Annotated in this window: 24 protein-coding genes; 15 read left to right on the top strand and 9 right to left on the bottom strand. The window is 71.9% G+C overall.

The genetic code is table 11. The features are described 5' to 3' along the window. Positions 1 to 255: 255 nt before the first annotated feature. On the top strand, positions 256 to 1,092 hold the full coding sequence (locus tag ACIREI_RS37820) for a DUF1206 domain-containing protein (protein WP_403343080.1): 837 nt from the start codon (positions 256 to 258) through the stop codon (positions 1,090 to 1,092). Positions 1,093 to 1,120: 28 nt separating this feature from the next. Next, entirely contained in the window at positions 1,121 to 1,555 is a 435-nt protein-coding gene (locus ACIREI_RS37815) for a hypothetical protein (RefSeq protein ID WP_403343077.1), read from the top strand. Between the two features lie 200 nt (positions 1,556 to 1,755). On the opposite strand, the gene ACIREI_RS37810 is transcribed toward ACIREI_RS37815, so the two are convergent. Next, entirely contained in the window at positions 1,756 to 2,421 is a 666-nt protein-coding gene (locus ACIREI_RS37810) for a hypothetical protein (RefSeq protein ID WP_403343074.1), read from the bottom strand. A gap of 216 nt (positions 2,422 to 2,637) precedes the next feature. On the opposite strand from ACIREI_RS37810, the gene ACIREI_RS37805 reads away from it, so the two are divergent. The 7 genes from ACIREI_RS37805 (at position 2,638) to ACIREI_RS37775 (ending at position 9,873) form a co-directional block, all read left to right on the top strand. Then, positions 2,638 to 3,237: a 2'-5' RNA ligase family protein gene (locus ACIREI_RS37805; protein ID WP_403343070.1), complete on the top strand. Its 600-nt coding sequence runs from the start codon at positions 2,638 to 2,640 to the stop codon at positions 3,235 to 3,237. A 137-nt stretch (positions 3,238 to 3,374) separates the two neighbouring features. Further along, complete coding sequence (locus tag ACIREI_RS37800; protein WP_403343067.1) at positions 3,375 to 3,977, top strand: DUF6230 family protein; 603 nt, start codon at positions 3,375 to 3,377, stop codon at positions 3,975 to 3,977. Beyond that, positions 3,974 to 4,363: a DUF6114 domain-containing protein gene (locus ACIREI_RS37795; protein WP_403343064.1), complete on the top strand. Its 390-nt coding sequence runs from the start codon at positions 3,974 to 3,976 to the stop codon at positions 4,361 to 4,363. The genes ACIREI_RS37800 and ACIREI_RS37795 overlap by 4 nt, the downstream gene beginning before the upstream one ends. A gap of 1 nt (position 4,364) precedes the next feature. Next, entirely contained in the window at positions 4,365 to 6,278 is a 1,914-nt protein-coding gene (gene uppS, locus ACIREI_RS37790) for a polyprenyl diphosphate synthase (protein WP_403343061.1), read from the top strand. Between the two features lie 129 nt (positions 6,279 to 6,407). Next, the gene (locus ACIREI_RS37785; RefSeq protein WP_403343059.1) at positions 6,408 to 7,535 is read left to right on the top strand and encodes a hypothetical protein; all 1,128 of its coding nucleotides are present in this window, start codon (positions 6,408 to 6,410) and stop codon (positions 7,533 to 7,535) included. An 872-nt stretch (positions 7,536 to 8,407) separates the two neighbouring features. After that, positions 8,408 to 9,097 (top strand): GAF and ANTAR domain-containing protein, encoded by a 690-nt coding sequence (locus tag ACIREI_RS37780; protein WP_403343056.1) that lies wholly within the window; start codon positions 8,408 to 8,410, stop codon positions 9,095 to 9,097. Positions 9,098 to 9,378: 281 nt separating this feature from the next. Further along, entirely contained in the window at positions 9,379 to 9,873 is a 495-nt protein-coding gene (locus tag ACIREI_RS37775) for a peptidylprolyl isomerase (RefSeq protein WP_403343053.1), read from the top strand. A gap of 51 nt (positions 9,874 to 9,924) precedes the next feature. Here ACIREI_RS37775 and ACIREI_RS37770 read toward each other — a convergent pair whose 3' ends face one another. After that, positions 9,925 to 11,637 (bottom strand): IlvD/Edd family dehydratase, encoded by a 1,713-nt coding sequence (locus ACIREI_RS37770; RefSeq protein WP_403343050.1) that lies wholly within the window; start codon positions 11,635 to 11,637, stop codon positions 9,925 to 9,927. A gap of 147 nt (positions 11,638 to 11,784) precedes the next feature. Between ACIREI_RS37770 and ACIREI_RS37765 the strand changes: the two genes are divergently transcribed. Beyond that, positions 11,785 to 12,831, top strand: a complete 1,047-nt coding sequence (locus ACIREI_RS37765; protein ID WP_403343047.1) for a zinc-binding dehydrogenase — start codon at positions 11,785 to 11,787, stop codon at positions 12,829 to 12,831. Here the strand turns inward: ACIREI_RS37765 and ACIREI_RS37760 are convergent. The 5 genes from ACIREI_RS37760 to ACIREI_RS37740 are packed head-to-tail and all read right to left on the bottom strand — an operon-like array spanning position 12,798 to position 17,368. After that, complete coding sequence (locus ACIREI_RS37760; protein ID WP_403343044.1) at positions 12,798 to 14,540, bottom strand: PP2C family protein-serine/threonine phosphatase; 1,743 nt, start codon at positions 14,538 to 14,540, stop codon at positions 12,798 to 12,800. The genes ACIREI_RS37765 and ACIREI_RS37760 overlap by 34 nt on opposite strands. Beyond that, complete coding sequence (locus ACIREI_RS37755) at positions 14,537 to 15,610, bottom strand: ATP-binding SpoIIE family protein phosphatase (RefSeq protein WP_403343041.1); 1,074 nt, start codon at positions 15,608 to 15,610, stop codon at positions 14,537 to 14,539. The genes ACIREI_RS37760 and ACIREI_RS37755 overlap by 4 nt, the downstream gene beginning before the upstream one ends. Next, positions 15,610 to 16,053 carry an anti-sigma regulatory factor gene (locus ACIREI_RS37750; RefSeq protein WP_403343038.1) on the bottom strand — a complete coding sequence of 148 codons (444 nt, stop codon included), beginning with the start codon at positions 16,051 to 16,053 and terminating at the stop codon, positions 15,610 to 15,612. The genes ACIREI_RS37755 and ACIREI_RS37750 overlap by 1 nt, the downstream gene beginning before the upstream one ends. Then, positions 16,050 to 16,472, bottom strand: a complete 423-nt coding sequence (locus ACIREI_RS37745) for an STAS domain-containing protein (RefSeq protein ID WP_403343036.1) — start codon at positions 16,470 to 16,472, stop codon at positions 16,050 to 16,052. The genes ACIREI_RS37750 and ACIREI_RS37745 overlap by 4 nt, the downstream gene beginning before the upstream one ends. After that, a complete protein-coding gene (locus ACIREI_RS37740) occupies positions 16,469 to 17,368 on the bottom strand; it encodes an STAS domain-containing protein (RefSeq protein WP_403343033.1) in 900 nt (299 codons plus the stop codon). The genes ACIREI_RS37745 and ACIREI_RS37740 overlap by 4 nt, the downstream gene beginning before the upstream one ends. Before the next feature lie 400 nt (positions 17,369 to 17,768). Here ACIREI_RS37740 and ACIREI_RS37735 point away from each other — a divergent pair, with 400 nt between their 5' ends. Then, the gene (locus ACIREI_RS37735; RefSeq protein WP_403343030.1) at positions 17,769 to 18,248 is read left to right on the top strand and encodes a MarR family winged helix-turn-helix transcriptional regulator; all 480 of its coding nucleotides are present in this window, start codon (positions 17,769 to 17,771) and stop codon (positions 18,246 to 18,248) included. A 168-nt stretch (positions 18,249 to 18,416) separates the two neighbouring features. Here the strand turns inward: ACIREI_RS37735 and ACIREI_RS37730 are convergent, their stop codons facing one another. Beyond that, the gene (locus ACIREI_RS37730) at positions 18,417 to 18,818 is read right to left on the bottom strand and encodes an STAS domain-containing protein (RefSeq protein ID WP_403343028.1); all 402 of its coding nucleotides are present in this window, start codon (positions 18,816 to 18,818) and stop codon (positions 18,417 to 18,419) included. Between the two features lie 232 nt (positions 18,819 to 19,050). Here ACIREI_RS37730 and ACIREI_RS37725 point away from each other — a divergent pair, with 232 nt between their 5' ends. Further along, complete coding sequence (locus ACIREI_RS37725) at positions 19,051 to 19,521, top strand: ATP-binding protein (protein ID WP_403343026.1); 471 nt, start codon at positions 19,051 to 19,053, stop codon at positions 19,519 to 19,521. A 64-nt stretch (positions 19,522 to 19,585) separates the two neighbouring features. On the opposite strand, the gene ACIREI_RS37720 is transcribed toward ACIREI_RS37725, so the two are convergent. Further along, positions 19,586 to 20,461 carry an RNA polymerase sigma factor SigF gene (locus ACIREI_RS37720; protein WP_403343024.1) on the bottom strand — a complete coding sequence of 292 codons (876 nt, stop codon included), beginning with the start codon at positions 20,459 to 20,461 and terminating at the stop codon, positions 19,586 to 19,588. A 356-nt stretch (positions 20,462 to 20,817) separates the two neighbouring features. Here ACIREI_RS37720 and ACIREI_RS37715 point away from each other — a divergent pair, with 356 nt between their 5' ends. From ACIREI_RS37715 to ACIREI_RS37705, 3 genes are all read left to right on the top strand, one after another. After that, positions 20,818 to 21,663 (top strand): RNA polymerase sigma factor SigF, encoded by an 846-nt coding sequence (locus ACIREI_RS37715; protein WP_403343021.1) that lies wholly within the window; start codon positions 20,818 to 20,820, stop codon positions 21,661 to 21,663. A gap of 54 nt (positions 21,664 to 21,717) precedes the next feature. Beyond that, on the top strand, positions 21,718 to 22,089 hold the full coding sequence (locus ACIREI_RS37710) for a PRC-barrel domain containing protein (protein WP_403343018.1): 372 nt from the start codon (positions 21,718 to 21,720) through the stop codon (positions 22,087 to 22,089). 160 nt (positions 22,090 to 22,249) lie between these two features. After that, positions 22,250 to 22,690, top strand: a complete 441-nt coding sequence (locus tag ACIREI_RS37705) for an ATP-binding protein (protein ID WP_403343015.1) — start codon at positions 22,250 to 22,252, stop codon at positions 22,688 to 22,690. Positions 22,691 to 22,751: the final 61 nt, after the last annotated feature.

Here is a 22,751-nt window from a genome sequence, read left to right as displayed (position 1 = left end):
TTCCTTCGGCAGAGTTCACCCAGCCGCTCCCCTGATCGCCACGGTGTGAGAAGGCACCAGTATCCCGCTCCACAGGACGGGTTGACCGCGTTCCAGCCCTTTTACGCCTCCCGAACACGCCCGCCTGCCACGGGCCCGCCGACCGGCGCCGCGGCTGCCATCGTCGCCGTCCTCCCCGTGTCGTACCGCCTGGCGGGCGGCACAGCCGCGTGTGTGGCGGTCGTGCCGGGGCATTCGGACTGCCGGGAGGTCTACATGGATACGAGTGCGTCGGCATGGACGGGGCGGTTTCGGGCCCGGCGGGTGGCGAGGGGTTCGGTGACCGAGGGGGCGGCTCGGGCGGGGCTCGCCGCCCGGGGTGTGATCTATCTGCTCGTCGGTGCGCTGGCGCTGCAGATCGCCTTCGGCGACACGAACGCGCAGGCCGACCGCGGAGGCGCCTTGGCGGCGCTGGCGCAGAAGCCGTTCGGCGCGGTGCTGCTGTGGGCGCTGGGCATCGGACTCGTCGGTATGGCCTTGTGGCGGTTGTCCGAGGCGCTCTTCGGCTCCGTCGGGCAGGACGGTCGCAGCGCGCGCAAGCGGCTGCTGGCGGCCGTTCGTTTCGCGTTCTACGTCTTCGTCGCCTACTCCGTGCTGTCTTTCGCGGCGAGCCGGAACCACGGCGGCGGATCAAGCGACCAGCAGTCCCGCGATGCCACCGCCCGGGCACTGGAGATTCCCGCCGGTCAGTGGCTGGTGGGCGCGGCCGGTGCCGCCGTCGTCGTGGCCGGCGGCTGGATCGGCGTACGGGCGGTCCTGCGCAAGTACCGCGACAAGCTCAGGCTCGGGCGGATGAGCCACCGGACGCGGCAGCTCGTGGACGTCACCGGGGTGGCCGGCGGCGCCGCCCGCGGGCTGGTGTTCGCCCTGGCCGGCGTCTTCGCCGTCCGCGCGGCCATCGACTACGAACCCGAACAGGCCAAGGGACTGGACGACACCCTGCGCACCTTCGCCGAGACCCCGCTCGGCCCCTGGCTGCTGGTCTGCGTCGCGGCCGGGCTGGTGCTGTTCGGTGTGTTCTCCTTCGCCATGGCCCGCTGGCGGCGGGTCTGAGCGGCGTCCTACGGGGAACACGAAGCGGATGAGTGAATCCGAGATTCCGCATGGCGACGGCCGGCCCGTGGACGTCTACCTGGACCTCCTGCGTATCCGGATGGACACGGACGACTACCGCCTTCTGCTGCGCGTGGTGGAACCAGCACTCCAGGCGATCGAGGAGGAGCGCCTCTCCAGTCTCGACCTCGCGCTCGACACGGGGGACGGCGACGAGCTGCCCCAGGAGGTCCGTGAGGAGGCCGCGCTCGTCATCGCCACCGCCGTCACGGGCCGCCTGGACAACGAGGTGATCGAGATCGATGTGGACGAGACCGGCCCGGTCAGGATCGTCACGGACGCGACCACCGCTTCCGATCCCGTTCGCCTCGGCGAGATCGCCGCATACATCAGGGAACGGCACAGGCAGACGGAGGAGCTGCGGGGCATCGCCGAGGTGAGCGGGCTGCCCACGGACTTCTGAACGGCAGCGGCGGCGGCAACGACGAGGGTCTGCGGGCGTGACCGTGCGTGAGAGACGTACGGTCACTGTGCGGCGTCGGATGCCGCCACCGTGTGCTCGGCCTGGTTCGAGGCAGCCGGGCGTTGTTTCGAGCGTGTGCTCGCACCGCTCCTACGCGCCGGCTGCCCTCGCATGCGTCCGCCTCGTGGACGGGGGCCGGATCAGCGGCCGCGGGTGAAGACCTTGTCCTGGGTGGCGCCGGTGGAGCAGAGCTTCTTCTCGGCTGCGGTCATCTTGCGCGATTCGACCACGACCGCGCTGTGCTTGCCGTCCGTGCCGTTCGGGGCGGGGCCGGTGATCACATCGGGTACGAACCAGTAGTAGTGGCCCCACTTGGGGTCGTCGTAGTGGGTCTGCCAGGTGCCTGATATCCGCTGCATCACCTGGGCGCGGGAGATCCAGCCGACTTCTCCGGGCCGCACGGTGACGGTGAAGGAACTCGTCTCCGTGTGCGAGCTCTGCCAGGTGTAGTTGTACGTCGCGGTCACACTGGCGGTGATGATGCCCTCGATGCCTCCGCCGACGGTGACCGAGCCTCCCACCGAGTGGGAGGAGCCCACGGTGTCCGCCCACGACATCGACTGGGAGGCGGGCGAGGCGGTGCAGTTGTAGAGCAGTTCGGATACCTGGCGGGGCTTACCGACGTAAGCTTCCCCGATCTCCGGGGAGTTGAAGCTGCACTTGCCTTCTCCGGAAGCGCAGTCGGCCATGATCTGCTCCGCGCTGGGCTGCTCCTCTGCCCCAGCGGGCACGGCCGCCGCGATCACGCCGAGGGTGGTCGCCGTCAATGCCAGCGTGCGGGCGCCGTAGCGCAGTGTGCGGTTCATCGTCATCTTTGTTGTCTCTTACCGTACGTGGGGGGGTTGGTGCCCATGAGGCTCACGTAATCGACGGCTGAGCTACACCAAGAACTGGCAAAGTTGTACTTGATTCCAGAACTGATGAACGGTCAATTTTATTGCCAGCGGCTTCAGTTGGGATCGCCCTGGTTCCGTCGGCGAGTCCGCGCACTGCCCGGAAGCCCGATTTGGGACCATGATCAGGTGGACGGAAATCCGGCTTTCGGCGGGACCGAGCCGATGGACGCGCTCGAGGTGGCGCCGACCGCCCGGACCGCGGTGGCGTGGCTGCCGCCACGGGAATTGTGGCCGGCCATTCAGGACATCCGCTGGGAGCACGATCCGCAGGTACGGCGCTGGCCGCCGCATGTGAATCTGCTGTTCGGCTTCGTGCCGGAGGAGGAGTTCGACCGGGCCGTGCCGCTGCTCTCCACCGTCGCGGCGCAGAGCACGCCGTTCACGGCGCGCCTGGCCGGTGTGCGGTACTTCCGGCACCGGCACTACGCGACGGTCTGGCTCGATCCGGCCGCGGCGGACAAGGCGCCATGGGCCCGCCTCCACCGAGAGCTGCGGCTGCGGTTCCCGCTCTGCCAGGGGCGCGGCGGCCGCTTCACCCCGCATCTGTCCCTCGGCCGCAGCCAGGACCCGAAGACCCTGGCGACCGAGTGTGCCGTCCGGCTCGGGACGCTGTCGGCGTCGGTCGAGGAGGTGGTTCTGCTCTCCCGCCGGGGCGACGAGCCCATGCTGCCCCGGGCCGTGATCACCCTGGGCACGGGGGAGGTCCGCGAGCAGGGTACGTACTGAGCGCGTGGCACGACGGCGACCGGAGGCCTTCACCTTCGCCTGCTCCCGCCACGCGGCGACCGGCCGCGGATCCGGAGTCGTATCAGCCGATCGTGGGTTTGCCGGTACTTCGGTCCGGGACGGTCGTTGGGTCGGTCGTGATCGACAACGACTTCCCCGTGATGACCGGCGGCGGGCGGACAAGCCACCGCCGGTTCGCTCTGGCGCTCGCTCCCCTGCTCGTGGGTGCCTCCGTCCTGTTGGCCGGGAGCGCGGCAGGGGCCGTGTCCGTGGCGTTCGCGGGGGAGGTTCCGGTCACCGTGCATGCCGCGCGCGTGTCCGCGTCGGGTGTGTCGGCCTCACCGGCCGCCGCCGGCCGCGGCGGGGTGTTGCCGGCGCTGGCGACACGCGCGGAGCAGGCCACGGTGGAGGATGCCTGCGTCACCTCCACCACCCACCTGCCCGTCGTCGGAGCGGTCACGGCCGTCGTACGTATCGAGCAGGCCTCCGCCACCGGCCTGACGGTTGAGGCGGGCAAGGCCACGGCCCGGTCGGTGAAGCTCTCCGGCGCGAGGTTCAGCACCCCGCGGCTGTCCCTGCGGGAACACACCGGCCTGTTCACCGTCGGCGCGCAGAAGGTCAGGGGCAGCACGGTGACCACGCAGCCGCATGCCTTCACCGCCGGGACGATCACGTCCCGGGGCGTCTCCATCGATGTACGCCGGGGTGCGAGCGGCTGCGCGGCGGGAGCGGCCCGATGAGTACGGTGATGCGGCCTGACCGGCGGTTCGGCCGGCGGGGATGGCGACGGAGCCGCCCGTTCACGGCGGGGCTGCTGTTGGGCCTCGGCGGGCTGGAGTTGATCTGCGTCTCCTGGGTGGGGCTGGGCTTCCTGCGGTTCACCGGCACCGCCGGCGCCGCCTCATGGGCCCTCGGCGTGCTGTTCGTCGTCGCCGGTGTGACGACGTGGCACACCCCGGCCCTGCGCTACTTCTCCGGCGCCCTGGCCGCGGTGCTGTCCCTGGTCAGTCTGGTAGCCGCCAACCTCGGCGGCCTGCTGTTGGGGTTCCTGCTCACCGCCGTCGGCAGTGCCCTGGCCCTGGCCTGGGTCCCCCAGCCGGCCGCGACCGCTGAAGTGGAGGCGTGACATGAGGCCTCCGGCTGTGTCCACCGCCCGGGTCTACGGGCGCAGCGGCATCCACGACGCGGCCCTGCGCCGCGGCTACGAGGCGTGCCGCCGCGCCACCCGAGCGACGGGCGAGATCGAGTACGCCGTCTCACTGCTGCTGCCGCCGCCGTTGCGGACCGCCACCTGGGCTCTGTACGGCGCCGTACGGGCCGTCGACGATCTGGCCGACGCAGCCGATTCGGCCGACAGCACACAAGCCCATGGCAGCCGGAGCGGAACCGGCGGCGACGGGACGGATCCGGGGCGGGCCGGGCGGCTGGAGGCGTGGATCTCGGCGTTCGACGCGGACCTGCGCGACGGTCGCAGCAGCGACCCGGTCCGGCAGGCGCTGATCCACACCATGCTGACCTGGAACCTGCCGCCGGGATTCCTGCACACGGTGTTCGAGGAGCTGCGCCAGGACGTCCACGGGCGGCAGTTCGCCACATGGCAGGAGTGGCGGCACTACAGCAGCCTGGTCAACACCCCGTTCTGGCTGCGCGCGGGCTCACTGCTGCTGCGGGTCGCGGGACTGCCCGCCGAGCCGGAGGCGATCGCCACGGGCGTGCCCGACGCGGCCGTGGCATGGCAGACCGCCGTCGACGGCCTCTACCTCACCGACGCCCTCGTCGACCTCTCCGAGGACCTGGGCCGCGGCCATGTGCCACTGCCGCAGGAAGCCCTGGACGACGTCGGCGTGTCCCGGGCGGACCTGCTGGCCAGGCGCGCCACCCCGGCGTTCGAGGAACTGGTGCGCCGCCTGGCCGACCGGGCCCGCGCATGGCTGGACCGCACCCCGCTGTCACCGGTGCTGCACCCGGCGGTCGGCGTCGCGCTCGGCGCCTACACCGACCTGTACCGGCTGCGCCTGAAGACCGCGGCCGACGCGCCCGCCGCGCTGCTGCACCGTCGCCCGGCCTTGCCGCGGGGCGCCCGGCTGCGCCTGTTGCTGCCTGCCCGGGCGAAGGCCGCGCTGGCCTGGGGGCTGTTCCCCTTCCCCATCCGGACCTGCCCGCCGGACCTCGCGTCGGCAGACGCGACCGAAGCGGCCGGCCGGATCGAGGAGATGCGCTCGGTTGCCGCCCGGCGGCGTCCGGTGGTCCCTCCGACCCCGCACCCGTCCGGCGCCCGCCCGCCCCAGCTGCCCGCCGAGGCGATGCCCCGCCACGTCGCGATCGTGATGGACGGCAACGGCCGCTGGGCCGTCGCCCGCGGCCTGCCGCGCAGCGACGGCCACCGGGCGGGCGCCGACGCGCTGATCGACGTCGTCCACGGTGCCCTGGAGATCGGCCTGGAACACCTGACCGTGTACGCGTTCTCCACCGAGAACTGGAAACGCCCTGCCCACGAACTGCACGCGCTGATGTACGAGATCCCCGAGTGCCTGCGCCGCCTGGCGGACGACGACACGGCACTGGACGTCCGCGTGCGCTGGGCGGGAGTACGCTCCCGCCTGCCGGCCGACGTCGTCGAGACCCTCGTCGAGGCCGAGCGGACCACCCGCCACCACACCGGGCTGACTCTGACCATGTGTGTGAACTACGGCGGCCGCTCCGAGATCACGGCGGCCGCGGCCAAGCTCGCCCAGGAAGCGGTCGCCCGCAGGATCGACCCCGGCTCCGTCTCCGAGCATGCCTTCGCCCGATACCTGCACGTCCCCGAACTGCCCGACGTGGACCTGTTGCTGCGCACCGGCGGCGACCAGCGGACCTCCAACTTCCTTCCCTGGCAGGCCACTTACGCCGAACTGCTGTTCCTGGACACCCCTTGGCCCGAGGTGGACCGCCGCGACCTGTGGCAGGCGATCGAACAGTACGCCCGCCGCAGTCGCCGCTATGGCTCACTCCCCCGCATCCCCGTCCAGCTCTCCACCGCTGGACCTTCGAAGCCATGACGGAACGAGGCTTTGTCACGTGAGTGTCTAGAACTCCGCGGTTCGCTGGTTCACGGTGGTCCCTCCTAGCCCGGCGTTGTCCGGCCTGTCCGGCGTTGTCCGGCCCTATCCACCTGGGGGGATCCAGCAGTGAGACGAAGGCGATTTGTCGCAGGGGCGATCGGCACGTTCTCGGGGACCGCGCTCGGCCCGGCTCCGGCCCGGGCCGACGCGCCGACGCCCCGTACACAAGGCTGGCAGGCCGTGCCGGCGCCCGGCAGCACTCCGGCCGCGCAGCTGCGCCGTATCGCCGCAGCCGGATCCCAACTGGCCTGGGCGGTCGGCGAGGAGGGCCGCGCCGGGTCGACGCAGGGTCGGGCACTGGCCATGCTGTGGAACGGCGCCGCCTGGACCAAGACCGACCTGTCGCACCTGGCCCACACACGGTTGAGCGACGTCGCCGGTGTCTGCTCCACCGCGGCGTGGAGTGTGGGCCAGCCTGCCGGGAGCGGCAGCCCGCTGCTGCGCTGGGACGGGACCACCTGGCGGGAAGCCGCCTTCCCGGGCAAGGGTGAGCCGGACGTTCGGTTGCATGCGGTGGCGGTCGGCCACGACCGGCGGGTGTGGATCTGCGGCAGCCGAGGTGGCGCCGCCCGTCTCCTGCATGGGGATGGGCAACGATGGCAGTGGCTGGATCCGCTGCCCGTCGCGAGCGCGAATCTGTACCGGGTCGTCCTGCGCTCGCCGGGCGAGGTCTGGGTGAGCGGCGACCAGTCGAACGGCGGAGGATGGTCCGGGCTCGTGGCCCGCTGGGACGGAGCGTGGACGGTCCTGCCCCCGGTCGCGGGTCTGCGTCTGGGGATCGCCGATGTCCACTCGGCAGGTCCCGACGACGTGTGGGCGGTGGGCACCGAGGCCGGCGTCGGCGGGCCGCCCGGCCGTCCCGGCAACCCCGCCCTGAGCCACTGGGACGGCACAGCCTGGACGCGAGTGGAAGCGGGCTTCACCATCGGGTCGTTGAGTGGGATCGCCGGCGATGCGCACGGGCGCGCCGCGTGGATATCGGGCTGGAACTACCAGGACCAGAGCCGCAGTACGTACCTCCGCCGGGACAGTGACACCTGGACCGTCGTCCGAGGCCCGGCCGGTACGGTGCCGGCGCCGTACCTCAACGACGTGACGTCGATTCCCGGTACCGCGGGGTTCTGGTCGGCGGGCATGACGAGTCCTGCACCGGCGCCGCCGACCGAGGCGTACACGGAACGCATCGAAGCCTGACACGCCTCCCGGACGCAGCCACGTTCGCGCCCGGCCGGGCGGCAGGGCCTGGCCGCTCGCTCCGGAACGACGGGAGCAGCGGCGCCGGAAGCGGCGCCCGCGTCGAGATGCGCTGCTTCGCCGAGGGCCGGGACGCGGTGTTCGAGGTACGGGACGACGGGCCGGGCCTCGCCACCGGCGCACTCCCCCGGGCCGGCATCCGCATCCGGCGCTCGGAGCGGCACCGGGAGGTACGCGGCAGCGGCCTCGGTCCGGCGACCGCCGAGCAGCCGGTGACCGGCCGGGGCGGAGGCGTCGAGCTCGCGCGGCCGAGCCGCACGGCCTGCGGGTCAGGGTGGTGCTCCCTCGTGCCGAGCATGGGGTGTCCTGTCCGCGAGGGCGTACCCCATGACCTGCCCCGGCGACCGCACCGCGCTGCGCGCCGTCCTCGGTACGGCGTGCACGGGCTGCTCGCGGCCGCTGCGGATCGCGACCGCGCGCGACCGACGGCTTCTACGCGGCCTTCGCCCGGTTGCTCGCCGCACAGGTGACGGCGGCGTGCCGAGGCGAGGGGCGCTGGCCCTGGCCGACATCGCGTGGGCCGCGTACGGCGGCTCGGCACCGTTCAGCCGCCGCATCCCGCTGCGGGCGGCCTGCCGGGTCCACGAGAACTGCGTCGGGGTCAGCCCCGCCGCGCGCAGTTGCCGCAGGCGGCGCCGGCGATGCGGGACAGCGCCGTCGTCGCCCTGCTCTGCTCATCCCCGGCTCCGCGCCCCGGCACCCTCTGCGTTCCGTGGCCCGGCCACCCGGCCGCCCCAGGGGCGGGGTACCCCAGTCCCGCGTGGAATGCTGGGTAGACACCTACCGAGGCGAACCGAGAGGTGGCGAGGGTGATGGACTGGGCTCGGTTCGCGCAGCAGATGGCGTCGATGGCGCGGGATCTGCTGGCGCAGGAGTCGGTCGACGACACCCTGGAGCGGATCACCGGCTCGGCCGTCGACCTGGTGGAAGGCTGCGACGCGGCCGGCATTCTCGTGGTGCACGGCAAGAAGGTGCAGTCGCTGGCGCCCACCGAGGAACTGGTCGTCGACAGCGACCGGCTGCAGGAGCGGCTGCGCGAGGGGCCGTGCTTCGATGCCGCCCGTACCGCGGAGGGTGAGCGGGTGTTCCGTATCAAGGACTTCACCCAGGAGCAGCCGCGCTGGCCCGCCTTCGCCCCCAGGGCCCGCGAACTCGGCGTGGGCAGCATGATGGGCTTCCTGCTGTACACCGAGGACGAGGAACTGGGCGCGTTGAACCTCTACGCCCGCAAGCCCGGCGCCTTCACCGAGGCCGGCGAGCTGGCCGGCTGGCTGCTGGCCTCCCACGCCGCTGTCGCCTTCTCCAGCGCCCGCGCGCACGCCCAGATGGAACACGCCGTCGCCACCCGTCACATGATCGGCGAGGCCATGGGCCTCCTCATGGGCGGCCACGGCCTCACCGAAGAGCAGGCCTTCGACGTGCTGCGCCGCTACTCGCAGGAGAACAACGTCAAACTGCGCGAGGTCGCGCGCCTGCTCTGCGAGCGCGGCACGCTGTCGTGATCACGCCGGGCGGCTCCCCCGGCTCGTGGTCTGAACCAGAGGAGCCTGGCCGGACCAGCCCCCAAGGGGATCGCCGCTGAGCCCGGCCTGACCGCCAAGTCCCCAGCTGCGCGCATTTCACTCGGCCCGGCTCGGGCGCGTCTCGGCCGTCACCCTGCGTATGCGTCGGATCACCGTCACGGGCGCCGTCGCGCAGCCGCTCGGCCCCGCCGAGACGCGGTCGGGTGCCGCCGCGCGCGGCCGATTCGATCTCTGCCCGTCTGTTGTGGAGAATCATGGCCATGAGCGAGAACGTGTTTTTCAAGGTTTCGGCCGGCGGCGAGGACCTCGGCCGCATCGTGTTCCGACTGTTCGACGACGTGGTGCCCAAGACCGCGCGCAACTTCCGTGAGCTGGCGACGGGCCAGCACGGGTTCGGCTACAAGGGTTCGCCCTTCCACCGGGTCATCCCGGAGTTCATGCTGCAGGGCGGTGACTTCACCAACGGCAACGGCACCGGCGGCAAGAGCATCTACGGCGAGAAGTTCGCGGACGAGAACTTCCAGCTCAAGCACGACAGGCCGTTCCTGCTGAGCATGGCCAACGCGGGCCCGGGCACCAACGGCTCGCAGTTCTTCGTCACCACCGTGGTGACGCCCTGGCTGGACGGCAAGCACGTCGTCTTCGGTGAGGTCGTCGAGGGCGAGGACGTCGTCAAGGCGATCGAGGCCCTCGGCAGCCGCTCGGGCGCGACGGCCAAGAAGATCGTCGTCGACGACTGCGGCATCGTCGCCTGACGGCCTTGCGCGGGGGCAGGTCCTGACGGACCTGCCCCGTCGCCGCCGCGGTCAGTGTGATTCGCGGCTCACCTCCGAGCCGCTGGAGCCCACGAGGAAGTCGAGGTCGGCCCCGGTGTCGGCCTGGAGGACGTGGTCGACGTAGAGGCGTTCCCAGCCGCGCCGGGGGTCGGCGAAGCCGTCGACGGTCGCCTTGTCGGGGGTTCTGCGGGCGAGTTCGTCGGGGGGTACGTCGACGTCGATGCGGCGGGCCTCGACGTCCAGGGTGATGAAGTCCCCCGTCCGCACCCGTGCGAGGGCGCCGCCGGCCGCGGCCTCGGGGGCGACGTGCAGGACGACCGTGCCGTACGCCGTGCCGCTCATCCGGCCGTCGCAGACGCGGACCATGTCGCGGACGCCCTGTTCCAGAAGCTTTTTCGGCAGAGGCATGTTGGAGACCTCGGGCATGCCCGGATAGCCCTTGGGGCCGCAGCCGCGCAGCACGAGGACCGAGTCGGCGTCGACGTCCAGGTCCGGGTCGTCGATACGGGCGTGGAAGTCCTCGATGGAGTCGAAGACGACGGCCCGGCCGCGGTGGCGCAGCAGATGCGGGGAGGCCGCGGCCGGTTTGATGAGCGCGCCGTCGGGTGCGAGGTTGCCGCGCAGGACGGCGATGCCGCCCTCGGCGACGAGTGGTTCGGCGCGGGTACGGATGACCTCGGTGTCCCAGATCGGGGCGTCGTCGAGTGCGTCGACCAAGGGTTTGCCGGTGACGGTGAGGGCGTCGGGGTCCAGCAGGTCGCGGACCTCGCGCAGGACGGCGAGCAGGCCTCCGGCGCGGTGGAAGTCCTCCATGAGGAAGCGGCCGGCCGGCTGGAGGTCCACCAGGACCGGCACGCGGGAGCCGATGCGGTCGAAGTCGTCGAGGGTCAGGTCGATGCCGAGGCGGCCCGCGATGGCCAGGAGGTGGACGACGGCGTTGGTCGAGCCGCCGATGGCGGCGAGCGCGACGATCGCGTTGTGGAAGGACGCCCTGGTGAGGATCGAGGCCGGGCGGCGGTCGGCGCTGATCATGTCCACCGCCAGTCGGCCGGTGTGGTGCGCGGCCTGGAGCAGTCGGCTGTCGGGGGCGGGGGTTCCGGCCACGCCGGGGACGACCGTGCCCAGGGCCTCGGCGACCAGGGCCATCGTGGAGGCGGTGCCCATGGTGTTGCAGTGGCCGCGGCTGCGGATCATCGCGGACTCGGAGCGGGTGAACTGCTCCTGCGAGAGCGTGCCGGCCCGGACCTCCTCCGACAGCCGCCACACATCGGTGCCGCAGCCCAGCGGGGTACCTCGGAAGGTGCCGGTGAGCATCGGGCCGCCGGGGACGACGACGGCGGGCAGGTCCACCGACGCGGCGGCCATGAGCAGCGACGGGATCGTCTTGTCGCAGCCGCCCAGCAGGACGACGCCGTCGATGGGGTTGGCCCGCAGCATCTCCTCCGTGGCCATCGCGGCCATGTTGCGCCAGAGCATGGCGGTGGGCCGTACGTTCGTCTCGCCGAGCGACACGACGGGCAGGTCCAGCGGGATGCCGCCCGCCTCGTACACGCCGTCGCGCACCGAGGAGGCGACCTCGTCGAGATGGGCGTTGCACGGGGTCAGGTCCGAGGCGGTGTTGGCGATGGCGATCTGCGGTCGGCCGGTGAAGGCGTCGCCCGGTACGCCTCTGCGCATCCACGCCCGGTGGATGTAGGCGTTGCGGTCCTGTCCCTCGTACCACTGTGCGCTGCGCAGCCTCACCACGGGACCTCTTCCGGCAGTCGGTACGGAGGCCTACAGTCTGGAACGCCATGGAGCATACGCAGACGTACGGCGGATCGACAGCCCGCGTCGAGCCCCACTCCTGACGTGCCCCGCCCTCACCACCCGCTCGGGAGCCGCCGTCTCATGCGTGCCTTCGTCCTGACCGCGCCCGGCGCGTACGAGGTCCAGGACCTCCCGGCGCCGGTGGCGGCACCCGGTGAAGTCGTCGTCGACGTCGAGCGGGTCGGCGTGTGCGGCACCGACATGGAGTTCTTCACCGGCGCCATGGCCTATCTCCACCAAGGACACTCCTCCTACCCGATACAGCTCGGACACGAGTGGGCCGGGCGCGTGGCGGCGGTCGGAGAGGGCGTCGACGGGGGCTGGGTCGGCCGCCGCGTGATGGGGGACACGATGCTCGGCTGCGGCGGTTGCCGCCGCTGTCTGCGGGGCCGTCAGCATGTGTGCGACAAGCGCGAGGAGGTCGGTATCCGCGGAGCGCGGGCCGGCGCCCTCGCGGAACAACTCGCCGTACCGGCGTCGTCGTTGCACGCCCTTCCCGACTCGGTCGACGCCGTGCTCGGTGCGCTCGTGGAGCCGGGCGGCAATGCCCTGCGCGCGGCGCGGGCGGCGGACCTGCGCGCCGGGGACCGTGCTCTCGTGCTGGGGCCCGGGACCATCGGCCTGCTGGTCGCGATGTTCCTGCGGGCGTCGGGGGCGGAGGTCCACCTGCTGGACCGTGCCGGCAACTCGCCCGCGTTCGCCCACGCGTTGGGCTTCGAGCACGTGTGGGACGAGCGCTCCCTCCCGGACCTGCCCTTCGACGCGGTCGTCGACGCCTCGAACGCCGCCCATCTGCCGGGGAGGGCACTGGAGTTGGTCGAACCGTCCGGACGCGTCGTGTACATCGGGCTGGCAGGCGAGCCGAGCAGGGTCGACACCCGAGCCCTCGTGCTGAGGGACGTGACCGCGGTGGGCATCCTGTCCGCCTCTCCCGGCCTGGAGGCCACCATCCGGGCGTACGCGTCCGGAGCGGTCGACCCCAGGCCCCTCGTCGCCGCCACGGTGGGCCTCGACGAGGTCGGCGCGGTACTCGCGGGTGAACGGCCGCGGGGCGCCGGGCCCGGCCCGAAGATCCACGTGGACCCCCGGTCGGGTCAGGACTCCGGTGCCCGCCGCCGGCGCTCGTGATCGTGGACGTGGCACAGCAACAGGCATACGTCGTCGTCGTGTTCGGAGTCGTGCAGCAGGGGGTGCAGGAGCCGGTCGGCCGACGCCTCCAGGTCCTGCGCGAGTTCGGCCGGGCTGAAGCCGCCCAGTTCCTCGGCGAGGCGCTGGATACCGGGGTCGATCCCGCGGGAGCGGCGTTCCACCAGGCCGTCGGTGTACAGGGCCAGCGTGGACCCGGGCGGCAGCGGCACCGTGTGGTCGTGGATCTGCTGTTTCAGCGGGATGCCCAGCATGGCACCGGGTTTGGCGTCCAGGGTGTGCACCTGGCCGTCCGGGGTGCGCAGCACCGGTGGCGGATGGCCGGCGGCGGCCCAGGTGAGCGTGGGGTCGTCGGGGTGGAAGCGGGCGATGACCGCGGTGGCGTAGAGGTCGAGGCGCAGGCGGTGCAGGAACACGTGCAGCCGGGTCAGGAGTTGGCCGGGGCTGCTGCCGTCGACGGCGTAGGCGCGCAGGGCGGTGCGCAGCTGGCTCATCATCACGGCGGCGTGCAGGCCGTGTCCGGTGACGTCGCCGATGACGGTGAGCAGGCTGCCGTCGGGTTGGCGGAAGGCGTCGTACCAGTCGCCGCCGATGTTCAGGCCGCGGGTGGCCGGGAGATAGCGTGCGGCCAGGCTCAGGCCGGGGGTCGTGGGCAGTTCGGTGAGCAGGGCGCGTTGCAGGGTCTCGGCGATGTCGCGGTTGTGCTCGAAGCGCCGGGCGTTCTCCAGGGCGATGCTGGCCCGCCGGGTGAGCTCGATCAGCATGACGGCGTCGTCCGCGTCCCAGCGCTCGTCGGGCGGCGACAGGGTGAGGACGCCCTGCGATGCCCGGCGGGTGAGCAGGGGGATGCACAGCAGGGGTCTGCCGGGGTCGAGGGCCGAGGGGGGCTGGTCGTCGACGCCGGGCAGATTGCCGGGGTGGTCGGCGGCGTACTGCGGTCGGCCGCGGCGGGCCGCGAGGACGGCGGCGGCCGGGTGGGGGCCGCCGCGCAGCGCGTCGTCGACGTCGTCGAACACCCAGACGTCGACGGTGCGCGCGTACCGCGGCACCAGCAGGGCGGGCAGCAGCCGCACGATGGCCTCGTGGTTGAGGGAGGCCGTCAGGGCTGCGCTGGCATCGGCCAGGAAGGTGAGCCGGCCGCGGGCGTTCTCCGCCTCCTTGCGGGCCTTCTGCTCGGCGTCGAAGAGCTCGCGCTGGGCCCGGCCGGCGGCGTCCAGCTCGGCGTGGAGCGCCAGTACGCCCTGGTTGGTCTGGTGGAGTTCCTCACGGTGGAAGGCGACCAGACCCTCCTGCTCGTCGAGCCGCTCCAGGAGCAGGGCCGCGTCCTCGTCGGCGCCGAAGAGGGCTTCTGCCAGTGTCGCCGGGTCGTCGGCGGCATGTTCGGCGACGGAGACGTCGGCGTCCTCGGCGCAGGGGACCGAAGCGCGCCACGGGGGCTGCCGGTCGTCCGGGCGGCGCTTGACCGCGGCCACCTCGACGCTGAAGTCTCCCCCGCCGGGTGCCAGGGTCGCTGCCACGCCGACCCGCCATTCGCCTCCCTTGGTGAGGCACTGCCGTAGCTGTGCGGTGAGGGCGGCCACCAGACGGGTGCGCTCGACGGTGGTCACTCCGCACGCTGCGGCCAGCCGCGCCGTGGCGATGCGGGCCTGCGCGGCGTCGGTGATGGTGCGGACGTGCCAGGTGCGGGTCATGAGGAGGCGTCCGAGGGGCAGGGGCTCAGCACTGCGACGGCGGTGTCGTCGCGTACCGGCCGGGCGGGGCTGCCGGCGTCCCGCACGATCGCAGCGGCGATCACGGCGGGGTCGACGGGCGACCGGTCATGAGCGGCCGGGCCGGGGCTCCAGCGGCTCGGCAGGCCGTCGCTGTGCAGGACCAGGAGGCAGTCGTCCGTCCAGGTCAGCCGCTGTTGCGGCAGGTGCGTGGGGAGGTGGGCGCCGACTATGCCGGGGTGCGAGACCATCCCCTGCCAGCTGTCGCCGCGGCGCAGCCGGGCCCCTGCGTTGCCCACACCGGTGAAGTACAACTTCCCGGCCGTGACGTCGAGTTGGGCCACGGCGACGGCCGCTCCCCTGGTGTCGCGCAGGGCGCCGTGGATCCGCCGCAGCAGGTCCGGCGGTGGCAGGTGCGGCGCGCAGCGCACCGTCTCCACGGCGGCGGAGGAGGCACGGGCCGCCAGGGGGCCGTGGCCGAGGCCGTCGGCGAGCATCAGCGTCACGCGGTCGGCCGTCCGGACGCAGGCCCAGGCGTCGCCGGAGAACTCCGCGCCCGCGAGGGGGATGTTGATCCCGCCGGCGCACACCGGGAGCGGGGCGGGACGCGGGCCGGTGGTGTCGCGCTTCGGGCGCGGAGCGATCCTGGCCAGGACGACCGTGCCCCGTCCGGGTGTGCTGTGCAGGCCGAAGTCGTCGGCCGTGCGCAGGCAGGTGCCGAGGCCCGCGCCGAGGGAGGCGGTGGTCGAGTAGCCGTCGCGCAGCGCCGCGGTGGTGTCGCGTATGCCGGGCCCGTGGTCGACGGCCATGATCTGCACCCTGGCGTTCCTCTCGTCGCCGTAGGCCGGGACGGGCGGTCCCACGAGTTCGAGGAGTATCCGTCCGCCGCCGGCGTGCTTGAGGAGGTTGGTGGCGAGTTCGGTGGCCACGAGTTCGGCGGCGGCGGTCCTGTCCTCGGCGAGCCCGGCACGGCGGGCGGCGGCCCCGGCCGCCACGCGGGCGTCGCGTACGCGGGTGGAGTCGTGCACCGGCACCTCCCAGACGCGCGGCATCAGCGCGCCTCGCGCGGCCGGGGCGGCCCGGCGATCCAGGACGTCACCGTCACCGTGGTGCCGGCGCCGCGGCGGCTGTCGACGGAGAACTCGTGGACCAGGCGCCGGGCGCCGCCCAGGCCCATCCCCAGCCCCTCGCCGGAGGTGTAGCCGTCGGACAGGGCCTGGTCCAGGTCCGCGATGCCGGGGCCCTGGTCGCTGAAGACGAGACGCAGGCCCTGGGTCCCGCCGCGGGTCACCGGGCTGCACTCCATCTGGCCCCCGCCGCCGTGGACGAGGGCGTTGCGGGCCAGCTCGCTGGCCGCGGTGACGAGTTTGGTCTGCTCGACCAGACCGAACCCGAGGTGGGCGGTCATCTGCCGCACATGCTGCCGTACCCGTACCAGATCGAGGTCCGAGTGGATCGGCAGGCAGGCGGAGACACTGCCGGGGCTGTGGGTCACGGGCGCTCCCGGCGTGGGCGCCCGGCGCGCGGCAGGGCCGACACCTCGGCCCCCAGCAGGCGCAGTGCGTCCTCGGTGTTGAGGGCCGTGCACAGTCCCGGCAGGGTCAGGCCGAGTTCCACGAGGGTGATGGCCACCGCCGGGCGCATCCCCGCCACCACGGTCTGGGCGGCCAGCAGCCGGGTCATGGCCGCGACGTCACTGAGCACGCGGCCCATGAAGGAGTCGACGATCTCGACGCCGGAGAGGTCGATGACCACACCGGTGACCGCGCTGTCGGAGACGGTCTCGCCGATGTCCTGCCGGAGTTGTTCCGCCGTGCTGTCGTACAGGTCGCCCTGGAGGGTGACGAGGAGGACCCCGCCGAGCCTGAGTACGGGCACGTGTCCTTCGTTCGGGAAGGTGGACGCGCCGGTCACCGGGGCTCCACGTCCGAGGCGGGGTTGGGCACGATGTGCGCGCCCTGCTCCTGCAGGGCGTAGGCCAGGGCGTCCGCGAGACTGGCGCGGGTGAGTACCGAGCTCAGGTCGATGCCGAGGTGGACGATGGTCTGCGCGATGGCCGGCCGGATCCCGGACACTATGCACTCCGCTCCCATCAGCCGCGCTGCCGCCACGGTCTTCATCAGGTGCTGGGCCACCAGGGAGTCGACGGTCGGCACTCCGGTGATGTCGAGGATCGCGAAGCGGGCGTGCTGTTCGACGACGGCGTCCAGGAGCGTCTCCATCACCACCTGGCTGCGGGCGCTGTCGAGTGTGCCGATCAGGGGTACGGCGACGATGCCTTCCCACAGTTTGATCACCGGCGTGGCGATTTCGAGCAGTTCGAGCCGCTGCCGGTTGATGAGGTCCTCCCCGGCGTTCATCGTCGCCTCCAGCATGACCAGGCGGAGGGTGCCCATCAGCACGGTCAGCGCCGTCGCGCACTTGCGCAGGTGCTCGGCGGGCGCCTCGGAGAGCTCCTCGAGCAGGAGCTCGGTGACGGCCGGGCGCAAGGCGTCCATCTCCGCCGAGATCTGCGCGATGCCGGCGCCGGCGCGGGCCCGGGACTGTGCCGTACGCACCAACTGCTCGCGGACGACCGCGAATCCGTCCGCCTCCGCGTCCTCGACGCGTCCCGAGGCGGCCACCGCGGCCAGCGCCTCCACGACGGTCCGGCCGGCCTCCACCGCCTCGTCCCGGGAGGCGGTGAACACGGTGCGCAGCAGCGCCGCGTCGGCCCAGCGCTGGGCGATCTGCTCCCGGCGCTCCCTCAGGAAGGCCCCGACCTCCTCCGCGGGGTTGGTCTGATCGTCTGCCGCTCGCTGCTCCGGCACGTACTTCCCTCCTCATACGGTGTGCGCCGCCCCGATCCTGCGGGGAGCGCCGGACGACAGGTCAAGGCGCCTGCCGCAGTGACCGGATCGGTTCTCTCGGGGCGGCGCCGGGCACATCGGCCGAGGGCGGCAGGCTGCTGGACACGAGGGCCCGGGCCGGCGTGCGTGCGCCGTGCCGTCCTCTCGAACCTGGCCGACGGGAGTCGTGCCTCGAGTTCAACGGCGGCTGCCACGAATCTGCTCACGATGTCGGATACGCCATTCTCGTCACGGTGACGGCACCGGAGCCGCGCTGTCGGGGAGGCCGTCCATCGGTCCTTGTTGTCCGTATCTAGCGCTCTATGCGTATCGTCCGCACCGGCGGGCTGACAGTGCCCGGGAAGACTGAAAGAGTGGAGGCGTGACTTCCTCCTACTCGCATCCGCGGCCGGACGAGGTGGCGCACAGGGCCTCCGAGGCCGCCGAGTTGCTGGAGGTCCTGTGGGGCCGGGCTTCGACAGCACCGGTGTCCGCCTCCCAGATCCGCGTGCTGTTCGTCCTGGAACACACCGACGGCATCAACCTGCGCATGCTCGCCGAGGCCCTCGGTTCGACGCCGCCGTCGACCAGCCGGCTGTGCGACCGCCTCCAGGCGGTCGGCTTCGTCGAACGCGGGCCCAGCGCCTCCAGCCGCCGCGAGCTGCGACTGCGGCTGAGCCGTCGTGGACGGTCGTTCCTGGCGGGGCTGCGCGGACGCCGCGAAGCCGCTCTGTGGTCCGTGCTGGAGCAGATGCCGGTCGCGAAGCGGACCGCTCTGCTGGAGGGGCTGGAGGCGTTCTGCGCCGCGGCGTCCGCGGAGATCCACGAGGGCGACGAAGCCTCCGGTGTCAGGAGCGCCTGAATCCCACGGGCGACGCGGGCAGTCGTCGTTGCTGACGGCCACGTTCCACACCCCTCCCGCGCTGGACTCGCTCACTCTGTTGCCTCACAGTCACCGTTGTCAAACGACAACTGCCGGCGCCGTGGTCGCGGCTCGCGATCGATGAACTGCCTTCCCTGGAAGCCGTTTTCACCCCTCCTCCGGGGCCGGCGGCTCGGGGTCCGCCGGTCCGGCGTCCGCGGCGGCGAGCGCCTCCTCGGCGCTGCCCACGATGGGGACGGTGATGCTGACACCGGTGAGATCCAGGATCCGCCGGACGGCTGGTGCCGGGGAGATGACGTACACACCGCCCGGAAGCTCCCGCGCCTCCTGATAGGCCCGCAGGATGATGTTCATGCCGGAGGAGTCCATGAAGGGAACGTCGGCGATGTCGAGCAGGAAGTGACGTCGGCCGTGGTGGAGTTGGTTGGCGAGGTGGTGCTGCAACTCGGTCGCTGTATCCATGTCCAGGTCACCCTCGACCGTGAGCAGCACGGCATCTTCACGGGGCACTTCCACCTTGATCGACAAGGGATTCTGGGCAACGGACACAAGTACCTCCCATAGGCGTTGACGATCGGGACGGGTGCCCCGGCGAACGGATTTGATGCATCACGGATCGGCACGTGTGTCCTGCCGATTCGGCGCGTTGTCGACGGGCCGTCGATGCGTTCGCCCACCTACCCCCGAATCTCCCCGGCACACTGCCCGAAGAGCGGTTTGGCGGCCAGTGGACTGGTCACGCGAATAAGGGAACTGCTCGCCTCGGTCAGGGAGCGGAAGGATGAGTGAGAAGTACCGGATCGGCGCCACCAGGAGCCCGGCGGACGCGGGCCGTACGCGCCACGGACCGCTGAGTCCGGCCGAGGCACGCGGAGCCGTGCGGCGGGTCCTGTCCGAACAGGCACGTACGCGCGGCACCACGTGCGGGCCGGACGTACTCTCGGACGCGTTGCTGGTGGCGTCGGAACTGACGACCAACGCGATGCTGCACGGCGGCGGCGTCACCGGCTTCGACGCCGAGGTCGTCGGCCAGAACCTGTACCTGTCCGTCAGTGACCGGGAGCGGCGCCGCCCGGTCACGGTGGACCCGGTCGACCGTCAGGGACGGCACCGCTGTGGGGGCCGCGGCTGGCCGATCGTGTGCAGGCTGTCCCGGAATGTGCTGGTGTCGGATCTTCCGGCCGGCGGCAAGTGCGTCACCGCCGTGATTCCGCTGTCGGCACAGTGCCGGCACCCGGTCGGAGGGGGCTGACCGGGTGCCGGTCGGACGGCCGGGTCGAGTCGAGGTGGGCTGAGGGCGCCTCGGCCAAAACCGCTCAGGCGACCCCGGGCTCCAACAGACCGGCGCGCAGCTGCTTGATGATGCGGCTGATGAGCCGCGAGACGTGCATCTGGGAGACGCCGATGCGGTCGGCGATCTGTGCCTGGGTGAGCTCCTCGACGAAGCGCAGATGGATGATCCGGCGCTCACGCTCGTCCAGACCGGCGATCAGGGGCGCCAACGAGTGGAAGTCCTCGACGAGTTCCAGCGACGGGTCCTCCTCGCCGATGAGGTCGGCCAGGACGGACTCGCCGTTCTCGGCGTCGGAGGTGACGGCCGCGTCGAGGGAGGCGGACTGGTAGCCGTTGGCGGCCTTGCGGGCCTCGATCACCTCTTCCTCGGACAGCGACATCAGCTGTGCGAGCTCGGGGGTGGTCGGCGTGCGGCCCAGCCGGGAGCGGAGTTCCTCCGTCGCCCTGGTCAGCTCCACGCGCGCCTCCTGCAGGCGGCGCGGCACATGGACCGCCCAGCTCGTGTCGCGGAAGAAGCGCTTGATCTCGCCGACGATGTACGGGACGGCGAATGTCGTGAACTCGACCTCCCGGGACACCTCGAAGCGGTCGATGGCCTTGATCAGCCCGATGGTCCCGACCTGGACGACGTCCTCCAGGGAGTCCCCGCGGGCGCGGAAGCGGGACGCGGCGTACCGCACGAGCGACAGGTTGATCTCGATCAACGTGTTGCGTACGTACTGATGTTCGTGCGTGCCCTCTTCCAGCATGGCCAGGCGGTCGAAGAACTGACGCGACAACTCGCGTGCGTCCTGCGGCCTCACCCTCGTCGGATCCTCGATCAGCGGCAGCGCCGCCCCGTCCGTCGTGACCGTCTCCTGTGCCGTGGCCGTTGCCTGCGCCACCGTCACGGCTGCCATGCCGCCCTCCCGATCGCCGGAACCAGTTGCCTTTCCCCGCGTGCCCTTGCTTGCGCGACTCACTCCCCTTCGGTCGCCCGAAACACGGCCCGGTGGCGACTTCTGGCGTGAAGTCGCCCCTGGACGCGGTCGATTCCGGACACGCCGTCCGCAAAAGCCCGCGGCCGGGTCCGGCCCCTTTGCCGATCCTCGTGGGTCCGGGGCAGTTTGCGTGGTCGGTCGTGGGGCATGCGGGACTTCGTGCTTCGGACCAGAGGCGCGCCGGTGCTAGAGGTGTGACCGCTCCGGGGCTTTCGTGCCCCGTGCACCGTTTCCCACGGAGATTCCCTGAGAACGCCGTTCAGGAGCTGTTCCCCATGCTGGTTGAGACGTCCGCTCATGGTTCCGACCTCGCTGCCGCCCGTCCCCGGGTGTCCGCCGGTGGACGCGTCCACGACGACGCCCCCGACACCGCTGCCGACTTCGCCCGCCTGGCCGCTCTGCCCGAAGGGCCCGAGCGGGACGCGGTACGCGACGAACTCACCAAGGCGTGGCTGCCCATGGCCCACCGCATCGCCGGCCGATTCCGCAACCGCGGGGAGTCGCTGGAGGACCTGCGCCAGGTCGCGGCCCTCGGACTGGTCAAGGCGATCGACCGGTTCGAGCCCGGCCGGGGGGCCTTCGAGAGCTATGCCGTGCCCACCATCACCGGAGAGATCAAGCGGCACTTCCGCGACCGGATGTGGGCCCTGCGGGTTCCCCGCCGGGTCCAGGAGCTGCGCAACAAGGTGCGGTTCGCGCGCCGCGACCTCGCCGAGACCGCGAGCGGCTCCACGCCGTCGGTCGCCGAGATCGCCGCCCACGCGGGGCTCACCGAGGAGGAGGTCAACGCGGGGCTGGAGGCTCTGGAGAGCTTCAGCACGCTGTCCCTCGACGCCGAGATGTCCTCGAGCGACGACGGGTTCAGCCTCGCCGACACGATCGGTGCCTGCGACGAGGCGTACGACGTCGTCGTGGACCGGGAGGCGGCGAAGGAGGGGCTACGGCGGCTGCCCGAGCGCGAGCGCGCCATCTTGTACATGCGCTTCTTCGAGGACATGACGCAAAGCCGCATCGCCGAGCGCCTGGGCATCTCCCAGATGCATGTCTCCCGCATCATCAGCCGGTGCTGCGCGCGGGTGCGGGACGAGGCTCTCGCCCCGGGGTCGCAGCCGGAGCGCTGAGGCGGCGGGCCCCCATGACGAAGGAGGCGGCGACGACACGGAGGAGGAAGCGATGTGAGCACCGACAGAATCTGGTCGTATCCTCCCGGCAGCGGCCACCAGGAGGGGCGGACGCTCACGGGGTTCACGGTCGAGGCGACCGACGGGATGGTCGGACATGTGGACCGTCAGGCGGATGACACACCCCTGCGGCACTTGGTCGTCGACACGGGCGCGTGGGTGTTCGGCAGAAGTCTGCTGATACCCGCGGGCATGGTCACCGGCGTCGACATGAAGACCCGGGTGGTCACCGTGGGGTGCACGCGGGCGGAGGCCAAGGCGGCTCCCCGCTTCGAGACCGACCGCGAGACCCTCGATCCCGCGTACTTGTCCGCCGTCGGTGCGTACTACGCCGCTCTGCCCCATGCTTCGGGCGCGAGCGGGTAGCCGAGCCACATGGACGTGGATGGACGACTACGTGGACGGACGACGAGGAGCGGAGACGACAGCGTGCGAGGAGTGAAGTGACACAAGCCGCAGCCCTCTTGGTGTGCGCCCGCGATGCTCGGGACAGGACGAGCATCCCGCGGGCAACGAACGAGCGACCGTGAAGCCGGCGGAGCGCCGCCCGGCCGGGGACAGCGGGACGACGCGCGGCCGGCCGGTCCCGATCACGAGCGCGGCGACGGCACGCAGGTATGTGCGGTCGGTCGTGGACGAGCACTGGCGTGCGCCGTCCGGGCGGGCCAGCGAGAGGGCCGTCATGGACCTCCTGCTCGTCGTGTCGGAACTGGTCACCAACGCCATCCGGCACGGCGGCGGCCTCGCGGGGTTCGACGTGGCCCTGCTTCCCGAGGGGGTGAGGCTGAGCGTGCACGACTACAGCGACGCCGTCCCCTCCGCCGCCTACGGGCCGGGCACCTTGCCCCGATCGCACGAGGGCAGCGGATACGGATGGCCGCTGATCATCCGCCTCTCCCGGGAGATCCTCATCGAGCACCGCCGGGAGGGCGGCAAGACGGTCGGCGTGCTGGTGCCGCTGACGTGAGGGCCCGCACGCGTGTGACGTGAGAGTCCGCTCGCGTGCGGGTCCGCTCGTCGTGCTGCGC

This window comes from Streptomyces sp. NPDC093591, assembly GCF_044764885.1.
Taxonomy (GTDB): Bacteria; Actinomycetota; Actinomycetes; order Streptomycetales; family Streptomycetaceae; genus Streptomyces.
This window is presented reverse-complemented; position numbering and strand designations above follow the sequence as displayed.

Coding starts and splice junctions, on each gene's coding strand:
- ACIREI_RS37820 (WP_403343080.1), top strand. CDS start 256: ATGGATACGAGTGCGTCGGCATGGACGGGGCGGTTTCGGGCCCGGCGG.
- ACIREI_RS37815 (WP_403343077.1), top strand. CDS start 1,121: ATGAGTGAATCCGAGATTCCGCATGGCGACGGCCGGCCCGTGGACGTC.
- ACIREI_RS37810 (WP_403343074.1), bottom strand. CDS start 2,421: ATGAACCGCACACTGCGCTACGGCGCCCGCACGCTGGCATTGACGGCG.
- ACIREI_RS37795 (WP_403343064.1), top strand. CDS start 3,974: ATGAGTACGGTGATGCGGCCTGACCGGCGGTTCGGCCGGCGGGGATGG.
- uppS (WP_403343061.1), top strand. CDS start 4,365: ATGAGGCCTCCGGCTGTGTCCACCGCCCGGGTCTACGGGCGCAGCGGC.
- ACIREI_RS37780 (WP_403343056.1), top strand. CDS start 8,408: ATGGACTGGGCTCGGTTCGCGCAGCAGATGGCGTCGATGGCGCGGGAT.
- ACIREI_RS37775 (WP_403343053.1), top strand. CDS start 9,379: ATGAGCGAGAACGTGTTTTTCAAGGTTTCGGCCGGCGGCGAGGACCTC.
- ACIREI_RS37765 (WP_403343047.1), top strand. CDS start 11,785: ATGCGTGCCTTCGTCCTGACCGCGCCCGGCGCGTACGAGGTCCAGGAC.
- ACIREI_RS37760 (WP_403343044.1), bottom strand. CDS start 14,540: ATGACCCGCACCTGGCACGTCCGCACCATCACCGACGCCGCGCAGGCC.
- ACIREI_RS37755 (WP_403343041.1), bottom strand. CDS start 15,610: ATGCCGCGCGTCTGGGAGGTGCCGGTGCACGACTCCACCCGCGTACGC.
- ACIREI_RS37725 (WP_403343026.1), top strand. CDS start 19,051: ATGAGTGAGAAGTACCGGATCGGCGCCACCAGGAGCCCGGCGGACGCG.
- ACIREI_RS37720 (WP_403343024.1), bottom strand. CDS start 20,461: ATGGCAGCCGTGACGGTGGCGCAGGCAACGGCCACGGCACAGGAGACG.
- ACIREI_RS37715 (WP_403343021.1), top strand. CDS start 20,818: ATGCTGGTTGAGACGTCCGCTCATGGTTCCGACCTCGCTGCCGCCCGT.